Here is a 20,616-nt window from a genome sequence, read left to right on the forward strand (position 1 = left end):
GGGATATAAAGCGTGGATCAGATATTGGTCGGAGATGTCGGCGGGACGAATGTGCGTTTCGCGCTGGCCCACCGCACATCGCAGGGCACCATCGAGCTACATCATTCCGAACGCTTTGCCGTGAAGGAATTTACGCATTTCAAGGATGCGGTAACGGCCTATCTGAGCGGTATTGACGGTGCGCCGAAGGAAGCCTCCTTCGCCTTTGCCGGGCCAAAATTCGATGATGAAATCCGGATGACGAACGTCGATTGGATCGTCGCCGAAGATGATCTGGTCGCGACATTCGGCTTCGACAGGGCCGTGGTTCAGAACGACTTTGTTGCCATGGCTAACGGCGCGACCGTTATCCCTGATTACGGCTTTCAGACGATCATTCCCGGCAAGGTCAATTATGCCATGCCTGTCGCGGTTCTAGGACCCGGGACCGGATTGGGGTTGTCCAGCATTCTGCCAGGCCGTCCGCCGCGTATTGTTCCGACGGAAGGCGGTCACAGCGCCTTTGCGCCGCAATCCGATCTGGAGATTGATATTCTGAACTACTGGAGGGCGGAGCGCGGGTATGTGTCAGCGGAAGCGCTGATCAGCGGTCCGGGCCTGCACCGCATCTACACGGCCCTGTGCCACATACGCGACGAGCCAGTTATCTGTACCAAGGCTGACGAAATCGTGGCTGCAGGGCAGGCCAACCCATCGTCGCTGGCACGCCTCTGCGTTCGGAGCTTCTGCGACATGCTCGGCACATTTGCCGGCAATGCCTGCGTGACGCTGGGCGCCTCAGGCGGTGTTGTGCTGGGGGGCGGCGTATCGCGCCATATCGCACCTTTCATTCCGGAATCGGATTTCGTGGCGCGATTCAAGGGCAGGGGCCACGGGTCCTGGTTCGTCGAAACAGTACCCGTACGCCTGATACAGGCGCAATTCGTGCCTTTATACGGCGCAGCGGCAACCTTGCTGCGCTAGCTTTGTCTTTCAGCTAATCTGTTCAGTCGGCTTGGTCAGCCTTCCAGCGCGGCTTCCAGATATTCTGTTAGTTTCGGCATATTCGCACCTGATACGAAGTCACCATTGACCACGAAGAATGGCGTTCCGCTGAGGGCCGGGATCTTGTCGCTGAGGTCGAGATTGTCGCGGATCTGCCGCTCGATCGCCGGATCGTCCATATCGCGTTCCAGCTGGTCCACATCGATCCCATTATTCTCGGCGATCTGCAGTATGCGAGCTTTGGTCAGTGAACGCTCGCCCATCAGAGCGAAATGCATCTTGCGGTATTTGCCTTGGCGTGCCGAAGCAAGTGCCGCGCGTGCGGCGATGAAGGACGTGCCGTCAGGCCCCGTCAGGACCGGCAGTTCCTTGAAGACGACCCGGACATCATCCGGATATTTCGCCATGGTCTCTTCCATCCAGTCGGTCGAGCGTTTGCAGAAGCCACAATTATAGTCGAAAAACTCGACCAGCTGCACTTTCGCGTCTCTAGGACCGACCGCATAGTCCCGTGGATCGCGCAGGATTTGATCCGAGAGATCGGCAATCGCGTCCCGCGTGTTCTGCAGTTCGGCTTCGGCCTGCTTGACTTCGAGTGCGATCAGGGCCTCTCGAATGATTTCGGGATTTTCCAGAAGATAGTCGCGGACGATCTCTTCGATTTGGGCCTTTGACATGTCGTTCGGTCCTGCTTGCGCGCAGGCGGCAAGGGCTAGAATAGAGGTCGCTGCGACAGTGCGGAGCAAATGCTTCATGGGTCAGGATCCGATTGTATTGAGTCGGGGGTGTTTACGGGCGGCGTCGCGATTTGGCTAGTAAAGCCGCGTCCCGATCAATCAGACGTGATCGACATATTTGTAAGCGGCCGGGTCCGGCGCTGGTTGCGGCGGCGCTTGTCCATCTGCGTCTCGGCGACGACAATAATGTCCGACGCCCGACGCCATTGCGGGATGTCGCGCGGCAGGTCCTGCTGCGCCCGACCGGCAAACGATCGCGCCGATTCCAGATCACCCAGCGCATAAAAGCGCTCAGCCGACGCATATTTGGCCAGTGCGTCATCATCCTGATGCGCATAAGCGAGGGACAGGAGATACCAGCCATAGGAGTAGCGGGGCTCCTGCGTCAGAGCTGACTTCAGCAAACTGACGGCGCGCTCGACTTGATCATCGTCGCGCGTTTCGAGCAGGGATTGCGCCAGTGCCACTTTCAGCAGCATAGCGTCGGGTTTCAGTTCCAGCGCACGTTCCGCCGATGGGAGAGCCGCTTCCCGCTGACCGGATTCGTACAGAATTTGCGCCTTCAATTCGTGGAAATATGGGTTTTTGGGCTCGTCGGCGATCAGCGTATCGATCTCGCGAATAGCGTTGCGCATATCCGCAGCCCGGAAGAAGGCGACGGACCGTGCATAACGCGCGGGCTGACTTACATCGTCGCTCGGAAAGCGATTAAAGACGAGTTGCGGGGCATCGAGAAAGCCGCTCAGCTTGGCTTTCATCATTTCATGGCGGTGAAGATCTTCGGGCGGATCGACAGCGTCGACATAGTCGCTTTCGGCAACGCGTTCGCGCATCTTGTCGATCCGGTCAGCAGAAAGCGGGTGGGAGCGGAAATATTCGTAGCGCCGCGCATATGACAGGACTTCCTGAGCGCGGAAATTATTGAAGAAATCGATCAGACCCTGACCGGATTGTCCGGTCTGGTCCAGAAACGTCACGGCATATTGATCGGCGGCCAATTCGTTCACGCGCGAATAGGCAAGCGCTTCGACCGCACCGAATTGCTGTGCCCCGCCCAGAATGGCCGCGCCAGCCCCGCCTTCACCCGCCAGAATGGCAGCCAGGCCGACACCTGCGGCCAGCAACATGGCCCCATAAGCGGATCGGTTGCCATAGTCGGAGCGGACAATATGTCCGCCGACGATGTGGCCCGCCTCGTGAGCGATGACGCCCTTGAGTTCGTTGGGCGTCTTGGCCCGCATGATCAGACCGCTATGCAGGAAAATATTCTGCCCGCGCGTCACGAAGGCATTCAGCTCAGGGTCATTGACCAGATAGATATCGACAGATTGGGGGTTGAGACCGCCCACCCGCAGGAGTGGGTCGGAGAAATCGCGCAATGTTTCTTCGATTTCCGTATCGCGCAGCAGTCCCTGCGCCTGTGCCTGCGCGGCAAGCATGGCGAAAACAGCCATTCCGCCGATAAGGCGGAGACAGGACGTAACAATGGCACGGCTGACGTTCATGACCACACAGTCCTCCGCGTGACTATAGACGTCAAGTTACGCCGGGGTCACGTTTCAGTGCGTTCAGCGGGCGTTCAGGCCGGTCGAACCGGCCTGAATTCAGTCTGCATCCCGCCTCTATTCCTTGCCCATCAAGCGATCGATCAGGCCACGTTTGCGCCGCGGTGGAGCCTTGCGCCGCCGTGCCGGGGACGCTGCGTCCTTTGCGACTGGTGTGGGCGACGGCTCCGGCGCGGGGTCTGACGGACGATCGACGGGCGCTGTTTCGACGGCTGGTTTGCGAGCTGGCGCGCGTCGGCGACGGGCTGGTTTGACGTTCGCGCTGTCCTTGTCATCTGACTTTGCGGACCTCTCCGATTTCGGTTCGGCTGGCGCAGATGCCGTCTTTGCCGTCGATGCCTTTTTCGGCGCGACCTTGCGGCTGCGGGGCTTCGGCTTGTCGTCAGACGAAGCATCGGCGTCTACTTTCGCGGGGGCCTTCTCTGGAGCCTTCGCAGTCGACTTGGCCGGAGCCTTACGACGACGGACCGGTTTGGCATTGCCCTTTGCGTCGTCCTGTTCGGTGTCAGGTTTGGCCTTCGACTTGGCAGGCGCACGCCGCTTTGGCTGTGGCTTTTCGGTCGTTTCCTCTGATATTTCTGCCTTGCGTTTCGGGGCTGCGCGGCGACGCTTTGGTTGCGTCGTCTCGGCCTTGTCATCAGATTCGTCTTCGGCCTCTACTTTGACAGAAGTCTTGGCAGGAGTCTTAGTGGGCGCCTTGCGGCGACGCTTCGGCTTGGGCGCGTCTTCATCCGTCGTGTCGGTTTTAGACGGAGTGCCCGCTTTGGCTGTCCCCCCTTTTGCAGGCGCACGACGGCGTCGCGACGGCTTTGACGTGTCCGTATCGGAAGCGCCCTGATCGAAAGCGACAGTCTTCTCAGCCGCATCAGAATCGGTGGAATCGGACCTGTCAGCCCCCGACTTTGAGGGTGCCTTTCTGCGAGTCGAGCTGCGGCGTCTTGCGGTCGGTTTTGTTTCATCCGAATCATTCGCATCGGCGTCCGGCTTTTCGTCCTTGTCGCTCTCGTCAGACGAGTCGTTGTCGGAATTGCGAGCCGGCGAACGACGACGGCGACGGCGTTTCGGCTTCTCGGTATCGGCGTCATCCCTATCAGACTTGGCGTCTGAACCGGATTCTGCGTCGGAGTCGGCCTCTTCTTGGCTATCCTGATCGTCTGGATCATCTTTCGATCTGGAGTCATCGCTCGATGAACGACGCTTTCGGTTGCGCCCACCCCGGCGACCGCGACGGCGACGAGGTTTGCTGTCCTCATCGTCTTCGCGTGTTTCCGCCGTCTCTTCTGCAACGTCAGCTTCCTCGTCATCCTCGTCAGGATCCGGCTTGGGTTTAGCCTGGTTCTTTTCGGAGCGTTTGCTCTCCTCGCGCAATTCCTTCTCAATATCCTTGAGCGGATCCTTGCGACCATCCGAGCGTTTTTCGGCAACTTCCAGCGTGAAGGCTGGGCGGATGAGCGTGTCATCATGCTCCACTACCGTGAACACGTCGGCGTTTTCATCGACCTTGGTCAGCAGGTCGCGTTTTTCATTGAGCAGGTAGAGCGCCACATCTGGCGGACATTTCAGGCGGATCTTCTTCGCCTTGCCCCGGATGGCAAACTCTTCGACGGCGCGGATCGCGGCGAGCGCGGCTGACTCGACCGTGCGCTTGCGGCCGACGCCGTCGCAATGCTTGCAGACGGCTGTGCTGCCTTCGAGGAGCGAGCGGCGACGGCGCTGGCGGCTGATTTCCATCAGGCCGAACTGGCTGATGCGCGAGGTCTGGATGCGCGCGCGATCGCCCGATAGCACGTCCTTCATCTTCCGCTCGACGGCTTTGTTGTTCTTGGTTTCGTCCATGTCAATGAAGTCGACGACGATCAATCCGGCCAGGTCACGCAAGCGCATCTGACGCGCCAGTTCTTCGGCGGCTTCGAGATTGGTCTTCAATGCCGTGCGTTCGACGTTGCGTTCCTTGGTCGAGCGACCGGAGTTCACATCGACGGAGACGAGCGCCTCGGTCGGGTGGATGACCAGATAACCGCCGGACTTGAGCTGAACCGTCGCGTCCAGACTATTCTCGATCTGCCGTTCGACATCGAACCGCAGAAAGAGTGGGATCATGTCATCATATTTTTTCACGAACTTGGCGTGGCTCGGCATCAGCATCTTGATGAAGGCCTTGGCCGTCTTGTAGGCTTCCTCGCCCTGAACGAGGACTTCTTCGATATCCTTGTTGTAGAGGTCGCGGATCGACCGTTTCACCAGATTTCCTTCTTCGTGAATCAGCGCAGGTGCGACCGATTTCAACGTCGTGTCGCGGATTTCGTCCCACAAACGTGAAAGATAGCTGTAATCACGCGTAATCTCGGCTTTGGTCCGCTTTGCCCCGGCGGTGCGGACAATAACGCCCATGCCCTGCGGCACGGAGAGGCTGTCCATGATGGTCTTCAAACGCTTGCGGTCCGTGCCGCTGGGGATCTTGCGGGAGATGCCGCCACCACGTGGCGTGTTCGGCATCAGCACGCAGTAACGCCCTGCCAGCGACAGATAGGTCGTCATCGCCGCGCCCTTGTTGCCGCGTTCTTCCTTGACGGCCTGAACCAGCAGAATCTGGCCGCGCTTGATGACTTCCTGGATCTTGTAACGGCGGCGTCGCATCTGTTTGCGGCGCTGGCTTGCGACTTTTACCTGTTCGTCGGCGACTTCGGCATCGTTCTCGTCCGACGTGTCATCGGCATCGGGGTCGAGATTTTCGTCTTCTTCGACCTCATCGTCATCGTCAGCCTCGGCAGCGGTCTCTTCTTCTTCCTGCTGCAAGGCAAGCTTATCCTCATAGGGGATCTGGTAATAATCCGGGTGGATTTCGGAAAAGGCGAGGAAGCCGTGGCGATTGCCGCCATAGTCGATGAAGGCAGCCTGAAGGCTGGGTTCGACCCGTGTGACCTTGGCAAGATAGACATTGCCGCGCAACTGCCGCTTGTGGCGGCTTTCGAAATCAAGTTCGTCGACGCGGCTTCCATCGACGATCACAACCCGTGTTTCTTCCGGGTGGGCGGCGTCGATCAACATACGTTTTGTCATGGAGTTCTCCTGTGGGCCCATAATGCACCTGCGGCGCGTCACCACGATGAATCGTGGGGCGTCCTGGCAGGTTAGGGCCGAATGATAGGGTGATAGGGTGGGCGCGCGAGGCAGCGGTGCGGACCAATCCGTCACTCGTTACTGCAAAGTTCGCTAAGCGCATGAATTCTCTCGGTTAGGTATATGGCGCAATGATTGCGACCAGCCTAATGTCCAACATCTCTGATCCGGCTCGTTGCAAGCGGTCCGATAACTGGATTGGACCGTCACTGCCTGAATTCGCCGCGCTGTGCAAAGCATTTGTCAGCCTTGTTCAGCCTTGCCACAATTCGGCCTGACGACGCTTCGATAGACAGCGGCCTGATAAGTGTTTCTTCACTCCAATGAGAGAGTCTTCTGACATGTCGTTGCGTGCTGTCATCGTCGCCATGCTTCTGACGCTGCTGGTCTTGCCGGCGGCTGCGGCACCGCGCTATTTCGAGAATTCTGCGCCTTATCCGCGTCTCAAACCCGAGGCGGCAACCCCGCTTCCGCTGATTGTCATCGATCCAGGGCATGGCGGACGCGACCCCGGGGCCATCGGGCAGGGCGGTCTTTATGAAAAGACGGTCACGACCTCGGCAGCGAACGAGTTGAAGCGTCTGCTCGAATCGACTGGGCGCTACCGGGTTCTGCTGACCCGCAACAGCGACATCTATGTCGAACATGAAGATCGCATCCGTCTGGCGCGCGAACGTCACGCCGATTTGTTCATATCCATTCACGCCGATTCGACAGGCAGCCCATCGACGCGTGGCGCCTCGGTCTACACAATTGCAGATCGGGCCCGCAATCGCAGCAAGCGCATTGTCAATAGTCAGAACTGGATCATGGATGTTGATCTGGCGGAGCAGAGCGACCCAGTCGGTGATATTCTGGTCGATCTGGCGCAGCGGAGTACGGAAACCCACTCGGAAGCCTTCGCCAACATCCTGCTGGGTAATATGGACGGGAAAACCCGAATGGTTGGTAATTCGCATCGCCGCGCGGGCTATTTCGTCCTGTTGGCGCCTGATGTCCCGGCGATCCTGCTGGAGCTGGGTTTTCTGTCCAACGCACAGGACGAAAAACTGCTGAAAACCAAAGCGCACCGGGTCAAACTGATGAAGGCCGTTCGCCGCTCGGTCGACGAATATTTCACGGGTCCGGGTCGGCGTGGCTGACGCATTCTGAGGGCAACCGTTTATGGGAACCTTTCCGGCCTTTGTCGGCTTTGTCTGCAAATAACCCCAACGAAACCTCGACCTTGCCGCATTTCGCGCTAGACGGTGCACAGAGTGACTGATTTGACCACACATTCCACGGCAAGCGCGTCTGTCGCCGAGCCGAACAAACGCCGCAAACTGTGGCGCATCGTGAAATGGCTAGTCATTGTCGGTGCTGTTCTCGGGACGATGATAGCGATCGCTCTGACGGTCTGGGTGATACGGGCCACGGACGAACTGCCGAGCGTCAAGACACTGTCCGAATATAAGCCGCCCGTCATGAGCCGCGTTCATGCCGGTGATGGCAAGTTGATCAGTGAATTCCGGACGGAAGCTCGTGTTTTCGTGCCGATCGAAAGTGTCCCGCTGAAATTGCAGCAGGCCTTCGTCGCCTCAGAAGATAAGCGGTTCTTTCGTCACAATGGCTGGGACCCGATAGGCCTGACCCGCGCAGCCCTGAGCGCGCCTGCGAAAAAACTGCGCAATGAGCGGATCGGCGGAACCTCGACCATCACGCAGCAGGTCGCCAAGAATTTTCTGGTGGGCGACGATTATACAATCAAACGCAAGGTGCGCGAAATCGCCATTGCGCGCCGGATGGAAAAGGCCTTCACCAAAGGCGAAATTCTCGAGCTTTACCTGAACGACAACTACTTCGGTCGCGGCGCCTATGGTGTGGCGGCGGCAGCTCTGAACCATTTTGGCAAGGAGATGGATGATCTGACGATCGGAGAGATGGCTTATCTGGCGCTCGTCGTGAAGGGGCCGTCCAACTACCAGCTGGATGATCCGGACGAATACAAGGCGGCCAAGGCACGGCAGAACTACGTTCTCAACCGTATGGCCGAAGACGGCTATATCACCGCTGAAGAGGCTGCTGCGGCCAAAGCTGCGCCGCTGGAATGGACGGACCGATTGACGGGAGACGAGTATCTGGCGGCAGAATATTTCGTCGAGGAAGCCCGGAAGCAGATTTTTGCCATGTATGGTTCTGACGAGCTGTATTCCGGCGGGCTGTCGATCCGCACGACACTGGATACGGACATGCAGCTGGCGGCACGGCGTGCTCTGCGTCGCGGACTGGAGATGCTCGATCGCCGGATGGGGTGGCGGGGCTCTCTCGCGACTTTTGAAACGGTCGATGACTGGGCTCAGCAGCTCGTCGACTATGAGACCCCAGCCGATATCGGCATGTGGGAGATCGCTGTCGTTCTTGAGGCGGGTGACGACAAAGCGTCGCTGGGGTTTGCCGAACTGGTTGAAACTGATGACGGCGAAACGATCGAGACACGGCGGGGCACGATGGCGCTCCCAGATATTGCCTGGGCAGGCGAAGCGCGTGAAAATGGACGCAAGGGCCGTGCGCCGCGGGCCGTGACGGATGTGGTCTCGGTAGGCGACGTTATTCTCGTTCAGGCGCACCTGGAAGCAGAAGGGGCCTATAATCTTCGCCAGATCCCACGCGTCAATGGGGCCATGATCGCCATGGATCCACATACGGGACGCGTCAAAGCGCTTGTTGGCGGATATAGTTTCGATCAGAGCCAGTTTAACCGCGTGACGCAAGCCAATCGCCAGCCGGGCTCAAGTTTCAAACCCTTCGTCTATGCAGCGGCTTTGCGGGAGGGCTACACGCCCGCTTCGCAGGTCCTGGATGCACCGTTTGTTATCGAGCGATCGGATTCGCAATGCGTCGAGAATGAATTTGGTGTTTTAGAGTTGCGCGAGACAGCTGAGGACAGAAGCGAGGGGAATGCTGACCTGAACCCGGCGCGTCGGGATGAATGCGAACGCTTCTATAAGCCGGAAAACTACGATGCCGGACGCTATTACGGCCTGTCGACACTCCGTCTCGGGATCGAGAAGTCGCGTAATGCCATGACGGTTCGTCTGGCCAACGATATCGGCATGGCGCCGATCATGCAGTTGAGCCAGCAATTCGGGATCTATGATCGTCCCCGTCCGGAGCTGGCCTGGGCTCTCGGTGCGGGGGAGACCAACCTGCTACGGCTGGCGACGGCCTATTCCATGATGATCAATGGCGGCAAACGGATCGTCCCCAGCATTCTGGACCGGGTTCAGGACGGGCGCGGTGATACGATTTTCGTCAATTCCGACGTGGTCTGTCCTGAGTGCCAGCAGGATGACTATACCGGACAGGCCCCACCCGAGCTGCCGGACGAGCGCGCGCAGGTGATCGACCCGATCACGGCTTATCAGGTGACCTATATGATGATCGGTGCCGTGCAGAACGGCACAGGTGCGAAGCTGCAGGCGCTGGGGCGGCCAGTTGGCGGCAAGACGGGAACAACGAATGATTCCAAGGATAACTGGTTCATGGCGTTCACCCCCGACCTTGTGACAGGCGTTTTCGTCGGCATGGACACGCCAACCCGCATGGCTAACGAGACCGGGTCCAGTTCCGCCGTGCCGATCGCACTGGATTTCCTGCAAGATGTTCTGGAAGGCGAACCCGCCGTTCCGTTTCGTATTCCGGACGGGTTGACGCTGGCACCGGTCAATCGCGACACGGGCGAGCCGAGCTTTATCGGTGGTCCGAATGTCATTCTCGAAGCCTTCCATCCGGGAACGGAGCCCAAGGTCGGCGCACTGGATTCGACGATCCGGATCGGCTCCGGCTCCGATACATTCGGGTCGGGTTTCTTCGGAACGGGTGACGAGGCGCTTGTCGAAACTCCGGCAGAGATTCCTGCAACAGGTTTGCCCGGTGATCCGCTTGATCCCGACTTGCAGACCCCCGATATTGAAGAACCCGAGCGTGAGCTCGACGATGGTCTTTACTAGAGGACATGATCCATGCGGGCTGACATTGAACAGCTGAAATCTGAAATCGAGCAGTCTGTGGAACTGCTGAGGAGGCGTCTTTGACTGGGAAACCAGTGAAAGACGCTTGGCGGAACTGAACGCGCTCGCCGAAGATCCAAGCTTCTGGGATGATGCTCAAACCGCGCAGAAACTGATGCAGGAACGCTCCAGGCTGGAGTTTGCCTTCGATGCGATCAACTCCATCACCGCTGACCTGTCTGACAATGTCGAACTGGCCGAACTGGCTGAAATGGATGAAGATTCCGGTCTGCTTGATGCGGCTGCGTCGGCGCTCAGTGCGGTGAAGGACAAGGCGGCTGCCGCCGAGCTGGAAGCGCTGCTCTCCGGTGAAGCCGATGGCAATGACTGTTTCGTCGAGATCCATCCCGGAGCGGGCGGAACGGAGGCCCAGGACTGGGCTGAAATGATGATGCGCATGTATTCGCGGTGGGCGAATGCACGTGGCATGAAGGTGGATGTTCTGGAAACGTCAGACGGCGACGAAGCCGGGATCAAGTCCGCAACGCTGAAATTCCGAGGTCAGAACGCTTTTGGCTGGATGAAGACGGAATCAGGTGTTCATCGGCTGGTGCGGATTAGCCCCTATGACTCCAGTGCCCGTCGACACACCAGTTTTGCCAGCGTCTGGGTCTATCCGGAGATTGACGACAGCATCGAGATTGAGATCAATGAGAGCGACTGCCGTGTCGACACATACCGCGCGTCAGGGGCAGGTGGACAGCATGTCAACAAGACCGATTCTGCCGTTCGCATTACACACGAACCGACAGGTATCGTGGTGCAATGTCAGAATGATCGCAGCCAGCACAAGAACCGGTCTCAAGCTTGGGAAATGCTTCGAGCGCGCCTTTATGAGAAGGAATTACAGGAACGTGAAGCGGCGGCGCAGGCCGAAGCCGATTCGAAGTCGGAGATCGGCTGGGGCCATCAGATCCGATCCTATGTTCTGCAGCCCTATCAGATGGTCAAGGATCTGCGCACCGGTGTCGAGACATCGGACACGCAGGGCGTTCTGGACGGGAAGATCGACGAGTTCATGGCTGCCGCTCTGTCGGCGCGCGTCGGGGATGATGCGAACGCCTAGGTAAGCTGGCTTTGATGGCTTAGCTGGGAGCGCCCAACAAGGATCAGGCTCAGGCGCTTTTCTGCGTCGTTTTGAGCGGTGTCGGTGCGGTCGTCTTGCGCGCGCACTTGCCGTCGAAAAACGCACCATTGGCGATCATCAGCTGATCCTGAACCAGATCGGCCTGGACATTGGCCGTCTCCGACAGTTCGATGGAATTGGCGTCGATACGACCGGTCACTTTGCCCCGGACATGAACCGTTTGCCCGGTGATCGACCCGCTGACGGACCCATGTTCACCGATCGTGACGCTCACCGCATCGAGATTGCCTTCCAGGTGTCCGTCAATCTGTATTTCCCCATCCGTCTTGACGTCGCCGGTGATGCTAAGATCGCGCCCGAGTAAGGACGGAACGGAAGGAATTTTAGGATTGGACGGGTTTGCCACGGTTTTTTTCCTGTCGCTAACATCGCCAGGCCCGGTCGCCGCGTTGCTGGCAGATTTACTGAACATAGAGTCCGGCTTTCAGGAATTTCTTCGGATCGTAGGCACGACCTTGGAACAGAACTTCATAGTGAAGATGTGTAGCTGTGCTGCGGCCTGTCGATCCCATACCACCAATTTTATCACCGGCTTCGACGATCTGACCGCGTTTAACATGGGCTTTACGCAGATGGGCGTACCGTGTGACGAAGCCATGGCCATGGTCGATTTCCACCGTGCGTCCATAGGAGCCTTTGACGCCGGAATAGATCACTGTGCCAGGCGCGGTAGCAACGATCGGAGCCATATGCCCGCTGATGAAATCCAAGCCCTGATGGAAGGTCGGGCGGCGAGTAAAGGGATCGCGACGAACGCCGAAACCCGATGTCTGCATCGAATCATTCGCGACCGGATGGGCGAGGGGCATGGCTCGAACGGCGGCCTCCAGCGCTTCGGCTTCGGCCAGGCGAGCCTTGATCGTCATGATGCGGGGCTGAAACTCGCCGTCCGCGATCGGGAAATCCATCGTGTCGAGCGGGATGAACGGTCCGCCCTGTCCGACAGCGCTCTGTTGCAGCAGAGTCTCCGTATCCATGTCGGTCGTGTTGATCACCATGCGATTATGATCGATGCGATCCAATAATTTGGTTTCGGCATTCATCAGGAATTTCGTCTGTGTTGTGCCGATAGCGTTCAGCGTATTGTCATTTGGAAGGGGCGTCAGTGACGCATGGCTGACAGTGATGTTGCGACGGGCGACGCGTTCGTCGGCATCGCGGATGGTTGGTGACACGAGGACTTGCGCGTCGGCGAACGTCACGACCGGTTCGGCGATGATTTCCGGAAGTGTGTCGCTGCCGACAATCTGCGAAAGTGCATTATGCCGCGCTTCGATGCCTGCGGCCATCTCGCGGAAGCTTTCTTGCTGCTCGACGAGGCGTAAGCGCGCCTTCTGTTCTTTAGCTTGGCTGTCAGCGAGCAGGCGGGTGAAGCGGGCTTCGACCTGTTGGGCTTCCTTGCTGGAATTGTGGAGGGGCGTGAAACCGAGAGCGAAGTTTGCGAACGACACCAGACAGATAACAAACATCAGGCCGACAATGAAGACGAAGCCCAGCTGCAGCCGTGTCGACAGATTGTAATAGGTAACCTCACCGCCGGAACGGAGGTAGATCTGGCGTTCTGGAAATGTCGAAAGGATGCGGGATCGCGCATCCTCCAAAACGTCACTGACCATCGTTCCCCATCCGGTTCAATTTCCCCTCGCGGCTTACACCATACGCGATTGGGGGCAGTAAAGTGAATTTGCCACGTTTCATGGTTAATGCGCGCGGCTTTTTGCACCCTCCGATACTATGCCCGTGTAATAACTTAAAGGAAACTGGGCCTTAGACCTTGCAACATGGTTAAAGGGCGGTCGAATTCGACCATTGAAAAATTCAGTCACCATCGTCTTGAAAAGGGTTTCAGGGTCGACCTTTCGCACCCTTGCCGTGTATCGGAGCCATTTCATACCAATTGCGACATGCCCGACTTCCTCTTCATAGATGATTCTGAGGATGTCTGCGCTGTGAGTATCACGCGCCTGATCCAGTTTTTCGATTAATCCGGGAGTCACGTCGAGACCGCGCGCTTCGAGCACAAGAGGCGCAATTGCCAGACGGGCCGCAACGTCGCTTCGTGTCGCCATGGCTGCATCCCAGAGGCCGCCATGCGCGGGAAAGTCGCCATAGCTGAATCCCAGTTCGGTCAGCCTCTCTTCAATCATGACGAAGTGACGAGCTTCATCATTGGCGACGGAAGACCAGTCGCAAACAAAGTCATCGGTTTCGCCGATGATGTCAGGCGCGTGCGCAAAGCGGGCGATCATATCCATTGCCAGATCGATCGCATTGAGTTCGATATGGGCGATCGCATGCAGCAGGGCGGCTCTGCCCTCGGGGGAACCGAGTCGTCGACGCGCAAGCTGGCTGGCGGGTACGAGGTCCGGCTTTTGCGGACGTGCCGGACTGTCGGGTGGATCGCAGGGAATCAGCGCACGCCCGGCCAGGACAGCGGCCCTGAAGTCGCGGGCTGCCTGAGCCTTGGCCAGAGGGTCGGCCGTGACCAGAACCGACAGCGCCGAGACGGGCTCCGCGCTATCCAGCATGATCGCGCACGGCCTCGACAACGGCATCGACATGACCTTTGACCCGGACCTTTCGCCAGACTTCGATCACTGTGCCGTCTTCGCCGATCAGCAATGTCGTCCGTTCGATTCCCATATAGGTCTTGCCGTAATTCTTTTTCTCGACCCAGACGCCAAAAGCCTCGAGAACGTCACCGGTCTCATCAGACGCCAGTCTGACGTCCAGATCATGTTTGGCTACGAACTTGTCATGCTTGGCGGGCGTGTCCTTCGACATACCGATCACGACCGTGTTCAATGCGGCCAGATCCTCTTTGACTGCGCTAAACCCGATCGCTTCTTTTGTACATCCGGGCGTGTCGTCCCGCGGGTAGAAATAGAGCACGACATTCTGGCCGCGATAGTCTGACAGTGTAATCGTGTTCCCGCCGTCGCCGGGCAGGGTGAAGTCCGGGGCAGTGTCGCCGGGTTCGGGTCTCGACATGACGGGGGTCCTCTCATTCTCTTTTCGGGGGCAGGCCAACTGAAATTTAACCCGGCTGACGGTGACGGATGCTGGACGCCTGTGCAGGGCTTCGCTAGCGCGAGGGCTTATGGCCGAGCTTCAGAAAGCCGACAAGCCCCGCAATGGGCCGCGTGCGCGTTTCGACGCGTCCCTGTGGGTCCGTTGCCTGAAACAGGCCGTCCTGCCAGCTGCAGCCTTTGCAGGATACCGGACCTATCGCCTGGGCGGGGAAATCGTATCGGTCATTTTGGCGCTGGCGATCACGGCGCTTTACCTGGCCAGCAATCTGGCGGCGAGACAATCGATGGATCTGAACGCGATGCGGCCCAATGCCGAACGCTGGTTCAGTCAGACCTTCGAAGGCGCGCGCGCCGATCTGGGAGAGCTGTCCATACGTTGGAATCCGTCTGAAGACACGGTCGTCATGACCGCGACCGACATTGTCGTTTATGATACAGAATCCCGGATCGTTCAGACCCTGCCGCTGCTGCGCCTTAGCACTACGAAAGCCAGTCTGCTGGCACTGCAGCCGCGCCTCAGGGATATCGAAATCGTGGGCGGAGAGATTAGCTGGGTGGTCCGTGACGATGGTCGGGTCATTGCAGGTATCGGGCGGCCGGAGACGGTCGGCGGTATTGGCCCGACTTTTGAAGGCCGGGCCGATCGCGGCGATCAGGCGCTGACCGAGTGGTTATCAGAATTTCAATCCATATCCTTGCGGGAGAGTCGGGGGTTTATCCAGAATTGGCAGTCGGGACTGGATGCCGTGATCGAACTTGACCGCCTGTATGGCCGGAAGGACGCCGCCTTGACGATCCTGGACGTAGACGGTGCGGTCATGTCGGGCAATGAGCGTGGGCAAATGCGCCTGGCCATGCAGTCGCTCGACGACATGCAGACCTATGACCTCGACCTGAAGCTGCAGGGTCTGGTCCCCGAGAGCCTGTCGACCCGGGCAGGGCGTCTGTCTGCTTTAAAAGGGCTGGCACTGCCTGTGGATGCCCGTCTGACAGCCCGCTACGGGCGCGAAACCGGACTGGAAGCAGCCAGTCTTGCCCTCTCAGCCGGGCAAGGGAGTGTCGATCTGGCGGGGGACACGCACCGCGTCAACGCGCTGAACTTCGATGCTGTTCTGAACCCCGGTGGTGAAGAAATGCAGGTCGAAGCGTTGCGGATCGACTCCGAACGCCTCGTGCTGTCGGGCGAGGGTGTGATCCGCGAAATCGGTCGACTTTACGACGGTGATGTCGGCACATCCCCTAAATTCGATCTCGCCATGCGCGACGCCTGGCTGGACTTGACACCCTTTCTTCCCGCCCCGTTGCGAATGGATAGAGCGATGGCCGTCGGCGAAATCGACGTCGATGCTAGACGTCTCACATTCGATCAGCTGACTGTGGATTTCGGTGATTTCGGGCTGACGACGACGCTCAATGTCGTGTCTGGCGAAGACGGATTATCCTCACTGACTCTCAGCGGTCAGACGCAGACGGCGATGAACGTCCAGAATCTTCTCTCGCTCTGGCCAACGGATGCAGCGTCCGGTGCCCGGCGCTGGATCGATCGGTCCATTCTTGACGGACGTCTGGACGATGTGGTCTTCGACGTGGCGCTGGATGAGGTGTTTTTCACGGATCCGACGATTGATTCAGGTGCTTTCGAGCTAACATTCCGGGTCACGGACGGCGTTGCCCGCTACATTTCCACCATGACGCCAATCACCGGGGTCAGCGGCACTGGCCGGATCGAAGGGGCCAATTTCGGTTTCGTCCTGGAGGGCGGGACGATTGGAGAGATCGACATCGTCGGCGGCGATGTCAGTATCCCGCGTCTGGAGCGCGGCGGCGACATTTTCGTCACGGCACAGGGACGAGGGCCCGTCCCAGCCTTGCTCGACCTGATCAATCAGCCGCCATTCGAATATCTGGATCGCTACGGCGTGCAGGCGGACGGATTTTCCGGCTCAGCCGATGTGACCCTCAACATTCAGCGGCCCTTGCTCGAATTTTTCGATCAGGACCGGATCCAGTATTCCGTCGACGGCAAATTTACGGACACGACGGCCCCGTTCACCTTCGGTCCCTATGGCCTGACTGATGCCGACGTAACAGTCACAGGCGGTAAGGAGGGACTTTTCGTCAACGGGCTGGTCAATCTGGGTCCCTGGCGCGCAAACCTGAATTGGGAAGAGCGGTATGGCCAGAATGACGAGCCGACGCGTTACCGCATCACCGGACCGATGACCCGAAAGGCGATGGACGGGTTCGGGTTGGGTTTTCGGGAATATTTCGGCGGTGAAATCGACGTCGATATCGAGGCGACAGGGCGCGGGCTCGATCTCGAAGGCAGCTTTGTCGATATCGATATGACCCAAGCTGAGATCGCCTTTGGCGACGTGTGGTCCAAACCGGCAGGGGAAGCCGGTCGGTTCCGCGCCACGATCGCCCGGCAGGACTCCATGCTCATGATCGATAATGCGCGAATGGAAGCGCCGGGATTGACCCTGTCGGGTAAGGGCCGCCTGCAGCAGGATCTGGTTCTGGAGGAGTTGAATCTCGACCGTCTGGCAGTTCAGGGGCTGGTTGACGGACGAGCTACGCTGACTCGCGACATCGACAATGCGCGGCTGGCGCTCGACGCGGAAGGCCAGATTTTGGATTTGAGCCAGTGGGTCGATGCGGCCCTAAGCGCGGATCGTCAGGATGAAAGCGAGCTACCCATTGCTGTCGATGCGCGTTTCGAAACCATACGTCTGGCCCCTGACTATGCGGTGCAACAGGCTGTGCTGGCTTATCGCCATGACGGGGTTGCCATTGAGCGGATGGATCTGAACGGAACGCGACCGGACGGCCCGTTTGAAATATCACTGGCCAATACGGATGATGCGACCGCACGCTTTGCAACATTGCGCATTCCGGATCTTTCTCTGGCCGCCAGCAATTTGCTTGGACTGGCGACATTTTCGGGCGGCAATCTGGTGATCGATGCCAGATTACCGATGGCTGGAGACATTGGTCCGACGCTTGGAACGGTCCGAGCGACGGATTTCACGGTACGGGATGCACCGTTTCTGGCACAAATCCTGTCCCTGGCGTCCCTGACTGGTATCGTCGATACCTTGTCAGGCACGGGGCTGGGCTTCGACGAACTGGTTTTCGACTTTGCGATGCAAGACCGGAACTTGTCGGTGCGGGATGCGAAGATGCGCGGTCCTGCCATTGGCATGACGGGGGAAGGCGAGGTGAAGCTCAATGATCGCCTGATCGATTTCAGCGGGACGCTGGTCCCGGCTTACACAGCCAATTCGTTTCTGGGTGACATTCCCTTGTTAGGCGATTTGCTGGTCGGGCAGGACGGCGAGGGTATTTTCGCCGTCACCTATGCCGTTCGCGGACCCTTCAGCGGCGCGCAGATTGCGATCAATCCCTTATCTGCGCTGACTCCGGGTTTCATCCGCGGCATTTTCCGCGAAAGCCGCGACGATCTGCCCGAGAGTGTGGTCGAGGAGATTGAGTCCGTCAGGCCAGAGACGACGGATTAGAGACGAAGGGATAAGGGGCGATCAATCAGCTCGTCGTTGCCCGCAGCAAGGCGTGACGTTTCTTGCCGACGGACAGTTTGACGATGCCCTCTTTTATGTCGGTGTCGGCTATCGCGGTTTCGTGCGATGTCACGGCCTGATCATTCAGTTTCAACGCTCCAGCCTTGATGTGGCGCCGCGCTTCGCCATTCGACGCGGCCAGCCCTGCCGTGACAGCCGCATTCAAAATGCCCATGCCGATCAGCAGATCCAGCGTGACATCCGTCGTCGGCAGGCCGTCTGACGCACCGCCTGCAAAGGTTTCGCGCGCTGTCTGCTTCGCTGTCTCGGCAGCGTTGCGACCATGCAGCAATGCGGTGGCTTCGTCGGCCAGTCTGACCTTAGCCGTATTGATGTCAGCACCTTCCATGGCTTCAAATGCGGCAATTTCGTCGAGCGGCATATCTGTAAAGAGGCGCATGAAACGACCGACATCGGCATCATCCGAGTTGCGCCAGAACTGCCAGTATTCATAAGGGCTTCGGGTGAAGTCTTCACCCAATGTGGCATCGCCGTTCAGCCACACGGCCCCATCCGCCGTCTTACCCATCTTCCCGCCTGATGCGGTCGTGATAAGCGGGGTCGTGAAGCCGAAGACTTCAGCCCCTTCCATGCGCCGGGTCAGATCGACGCCTGTTGTGATGTTGCCCCACTGATCCGATCCGCCCAGCTGCAATCGGCAGCCATGACGGCGATAAAGCTCCACAAAGTCATAGGATTGCAATAGCGGGTAGTTGAACTCCAGAAACGTCATGGGCTGCTCGGTTTCGAGCCGTCGTTTGACGGTGTCCATGGTCACCATCCGGTTGATCGTGAATTCGGGTCCGACTGTCCGCAGGAAATCGATATAACCAAGCCCGCTGAGCCAGTCGTCATTGTCGACCATGATCGCGGCATTGGGGCCGTCAAAGTCGAGAAACTTTGCAAAAACGCGACGGATTCCGGCCTTGTTGGCGTCGATCTGATCCTGGGTCAGCATCTGGCGGGACTTGTCCTTGCCAGACGGGTCGCCGATCTTCGTCGTGCCGCCGCCCAGCAGGACGATGGGTGTGCCACCCGACTTTTGAAGAATACGCAGCATCATGATCTGGACGAGCGAGCCGACATGCAGGGACGGGGCGGTGCAGTCGAAACCGATATAACCGGTCACACCGTTCATGGCCGCCGTATCGAGCCCCGCCTCGCTGGTGCATTGATAGAGAAACCCGCGCTCGGTGAGCGTGGTCATCAGCTCTGATTTGTGGTCCGTCATAGGCCGCGGCTTCTAATCACCGCACGAATAGTGTCAAAGGGCCATATGAGCAAAATCTACACAGTCCTGGGATTGATGAGTGGCACGTCGCTAGACGGGGTCGATGCGGCCATCATCGAAACGGATGGCGAAACGATTTATACTTTCGGTCCTGCCCTGACCTGCGCCTATACGGCGTCGCAGCGATCCGTTTTGGATCGCGCCACCCAAGCGGCCCTGACATGGAATTTTGATGGTCCACCGCCCAACATCTTTGCAGAAGCTGAAGACGCACTGGATGCCGCTCATCGCTCTGCCACAGCAGCGCTGGATATCGATGGGGTCGATGTGATTGGCTATCATGGTCAGACCTTATTGCATCGGCCTGACAGATACAGAACGCTGCAGTTGGGCCGGGGTCAGTCTTTGGCGACAGCATTCGCTTGCCCTTGCATTTACGACTTCCGCTCGGCCGATGTGGCTGCGGGCGGGCAGGGCGCGCCGCTTGCGCCGATCTATCATAAGGCGCTGGTGGACCATGCCGGGCTGAGCAGCGTGACCGCCGTCCTGAATCTGGGCGGCGTCGGCAATGTGACCCTTATCGATGGCGACCGTTTGCTGGCGAGCGATACGGGCCCTGCAAATGGGCCGCTCGATAGCTGGCTGGGCGGGGTGGACGATTCGGGGACCATTAGCCGTGAGGGCGTGCCCGATTTGGCGCGTGTCGAGACATGGCTCAAGGCGAACTTTTTCGAACGGGCCTGGCCCAAATCCGCGGATCGCTACGATTTTGATGTGCTGGCCGATATGGCAGGAATGAACCGGACGGATGGGGCCGCCACACTGGCCGCTTTTACGGCGCTATCCGTGCGCAAGACGGTCAGGCAGATGCAGGTGCGGCCGGACCGCGTGATCGTTTGCGGTGGCGGGCGGCATAACCGCACGATCATGACGCTCTTGTCGCTGGAGCTGGGCTGTCCCGTCCTGCCCGCCGAACGGTTCGGCTGGGACAGTGACGCAATCGAGGCGCAGGCCTTCGCCTATCTGGCCGTGCGGGTGCTGCGCGGTCTACCCAATAGTTTCCCGACGACCACGGGCGTGCCGGAACCGACGGTGGGCGGCGTTATCGCATATCCTCAATAAAAAAACCCGGCCGAAACCGGGTCATTGGTTAAGCGTTTTAGAAACTTC

The 20,616-nt window shown here is 58.8% G+C and carries 14 protein-coding genes; 6 read left to right on the top strand and 8 right to left on the bottom strand.

Annotated elements, in window-relative coordinates; all coding sequences use genetic code 11:
- Positions 1 to 12 precede the first annotated feature (12 nt).
- On the top strand, positions 13 to 963 hold the full coding sequence (locus AB6B39_RS08600) for a glucokinase (protein WP_284369002.1): 951 nt from the start codon (positions 13 to 15) through the stop codon (positions 961 to 963).
- Between the two features lie 35 nt (positions 964 to 998).
- Here the strand turns inward: AB6B39_RS08600 and AB6B39_RS08605 are convergent, their stop codons facing one another.
- The 3 genes from AB6B39_RS08605 to AB6B39_RS08615 form a co-directional block, all read right to left on the bottom strand.
- Complete coding sequence (locus tag AB6B39_RS08605; RefSeq protein WP_284369001.1) at positions 999 to 1,661, bottom strand: DsbA family protein; 663 nt, start codon at positions 1,659 to 1,661, stop codon at positions 999 to 1,001.
- Positions 1,662 to 1,816: 155 nt separating this feature from the next.
- A complete protein-coding gene (locus AB6B39_RS08610) occupies positions 1,817 to 3,226 on the bottom strand; it encodes a M48 family metalloprotease (RefSeq protein WP_371398511.1) in 1,410 nt (469 codons plus the stop codon).
- 117 nt (positions 3,227 to 3,343) lie between these two features.
- Positions 3,344 to 6,346, bottom strand: a complete 3,003-nt coding sequence (locus AB6B39_RS08615) for an Rne/Rng family ribonuclease (protein WP_284368999.1) — start codon at positions 6,344 to 6,346, stop codon at positions 3,344 to 3,346.
- Positions 6,347 to 6,747: 401 nt separating this feature from the next.
- Between AB6B39_RS08615 and AB6B39_RS08620 the strand changes: the two genes are divergently transcribed.
- The 3 genes from AB6B39_RS08620 to prfB all read left to right on the top strand — a co-directional run bounded on the left by AB6B39_RS08620 (position 6,748) and on the right by prfB (position 11,521).
- A complete protein-coding gene (locus AB6B39_RS08620; RefSeq protein WP_284368998.1) occupies positions 6,748 to 7,548 on the top strand; it encodes an N-acetylmuramoyl-L-alanine amidase family protein in 801 nt (266 codons plus the stop codon).
- Between the two features lie 114 nt (positions 7,549 to 7,662).
- The gene (locus AB6B39_RS08625) at positions 7,663 to 10,395 is read left to right on the top strand and encodes a penicillin-binding protein 1A (protein ID WP_284368997.1); all 2,733 of its coding nucleotides are present in this window, start codon (positions 7,663 to 7,665) and stop codon (positions 10,393 to 10,395) included.
- Between the two features lie 12 nt (positions 10,396 to 10,407).
- Positions 10,408 to 11,521, top strand: a protein-coding gene (gene prfB, locus AB6B39_RS08630; protein WP_371398512.1) for a peptide chain release factor 2 whose coding sequence is annotated in 2 segments (ribosomal slippage) — positions 10,408 to 10,476 and positions 10,478 to 11,521 — 1,113 coding nt in all. Because the reading frame shifts where the segments join, the coding sequence is not laid out codon by codon here.
- A gap of 49 nt (positions 11,522 to 11,570) precedes the next feature.
- Here the strand turns inward: prfB and AB6B39_RS08635 are convergent.
- The 4 genes from AB6B39_RS08635 to bcp form a co-directional block, all read right to left on the bottom strand.
- Positions 11,571 to 12,014, bottom strand: a complete 444-nt coding sequence (locus tag AB6B39_RS08635) for a bactofilin family protein (protein WP_284368995.1) — start codon at positions 12,012 to 12,014, stop codon at positions 11,571 to 11,573.
- Entirely contained in the window at positions 12,004 to 13,218 is a 1,215-nt protein-coding gene (locus AB6B39_RS08640; protein WP_284368994.1) for a M23 family metallopeptidase, read from the bottom strand. Before AB6B39_RS08640 ends, AB6B39_RS08635 begins: the two co-directional genes overlap by 11 nt.
- Before the next feature lie 84 nt (positions 13,219 to 13,302).
- Positions 13,303 to 14,157: a ferritin-like domain-containing protein gene (locus tag AB6B39_RS08645; protein WP_284368993.1), complete on the bottom strand. Its 855-nt coding sequence runs from the start codon at positions 14,155 to 14,157 to the stop codon at positions 13,303 to 13,305.
- On the bottom strand, positions 14,120 to 14,593 hold the full coding sequence (bcp, locus tag AB6B39_RS08650) for a thioredoxin-dependent thiol peroxidase (RefSeq protein WP_284368992.1): 474 nt from the start codon (positions 14,591 to 14,593) through the stop codon (positions 14,120 to 14,122). Before bcp ends, AB6B39_RS08645 begins: the two co-directional genes overlap by 38 nt.
- 109 nt (positions 14,594 to 14,702) lie before the next feature.
- Between bcp and AB6B39_RS08655 the strand changes: the two genes are divergently transcribed.
- Complete coding sequence (locus AB6B39_RS08655; RefSeq protein ID WP_371398513.1) at positions 14,703 to 18,155, top strand: AsmA-like C-terminal domain-containing protein; 3,453 nt, start codon at positions 14,703 to 14,705, stop codon at positions 18,153 to 18,155.
- A 25-nt stretch (positions 18,156 to 18,180) separates the two neighbouring features.
- Here the strand turns inward: AB6B39_RS08655 and tyrS are convergent, their stop codons facing one another.
- Positions 18,181 to 19,446 carry a tyrosine--tRNA ligase gene (gene tyrS / locus AB6B39_RS08660; RefSeq protein ID WP_284368990.1) on the bottom strand — a complete coding sequence of 422 codons (1,266 nt, stop codon included), beginning with the start codon at positions 19,444 to 19,446 and terminating at the stop codon, positions 18,181 to 18,183.
- 45 nt (positions 19,447 to 19,491) lie between these two features.
- On the opposite strand from tyrS, the gene AB6B39_RS08665 reads away from it, so the two are divergent.
- On the top strand, positions 19,492 to 20,568 hold the full coding sequence (locus AB6B39_RS08665) for an anhydro-N-acetylmuramic acid kinase (RefSeq protein ID WP_371398514.1): 1,077 nt from the start codon (positions 19,492 to 19,494) through the stop codon (positions 20,566 to 20,568).
- Positions 20,569 to 20,616 lie beyond the last annotated feature (48 nt).

The sequence above is a fragment of the Algimonas porphyrae genome, assembly GCF_041429795.1.
Taxonomy (GTDB): domain Bacteria; phylum Pseudomonadota; class Alphaproteobacteria; order Caulobacterales; family Maricaulaceae; genus Litorimonas; species Litorimonas porphyrae.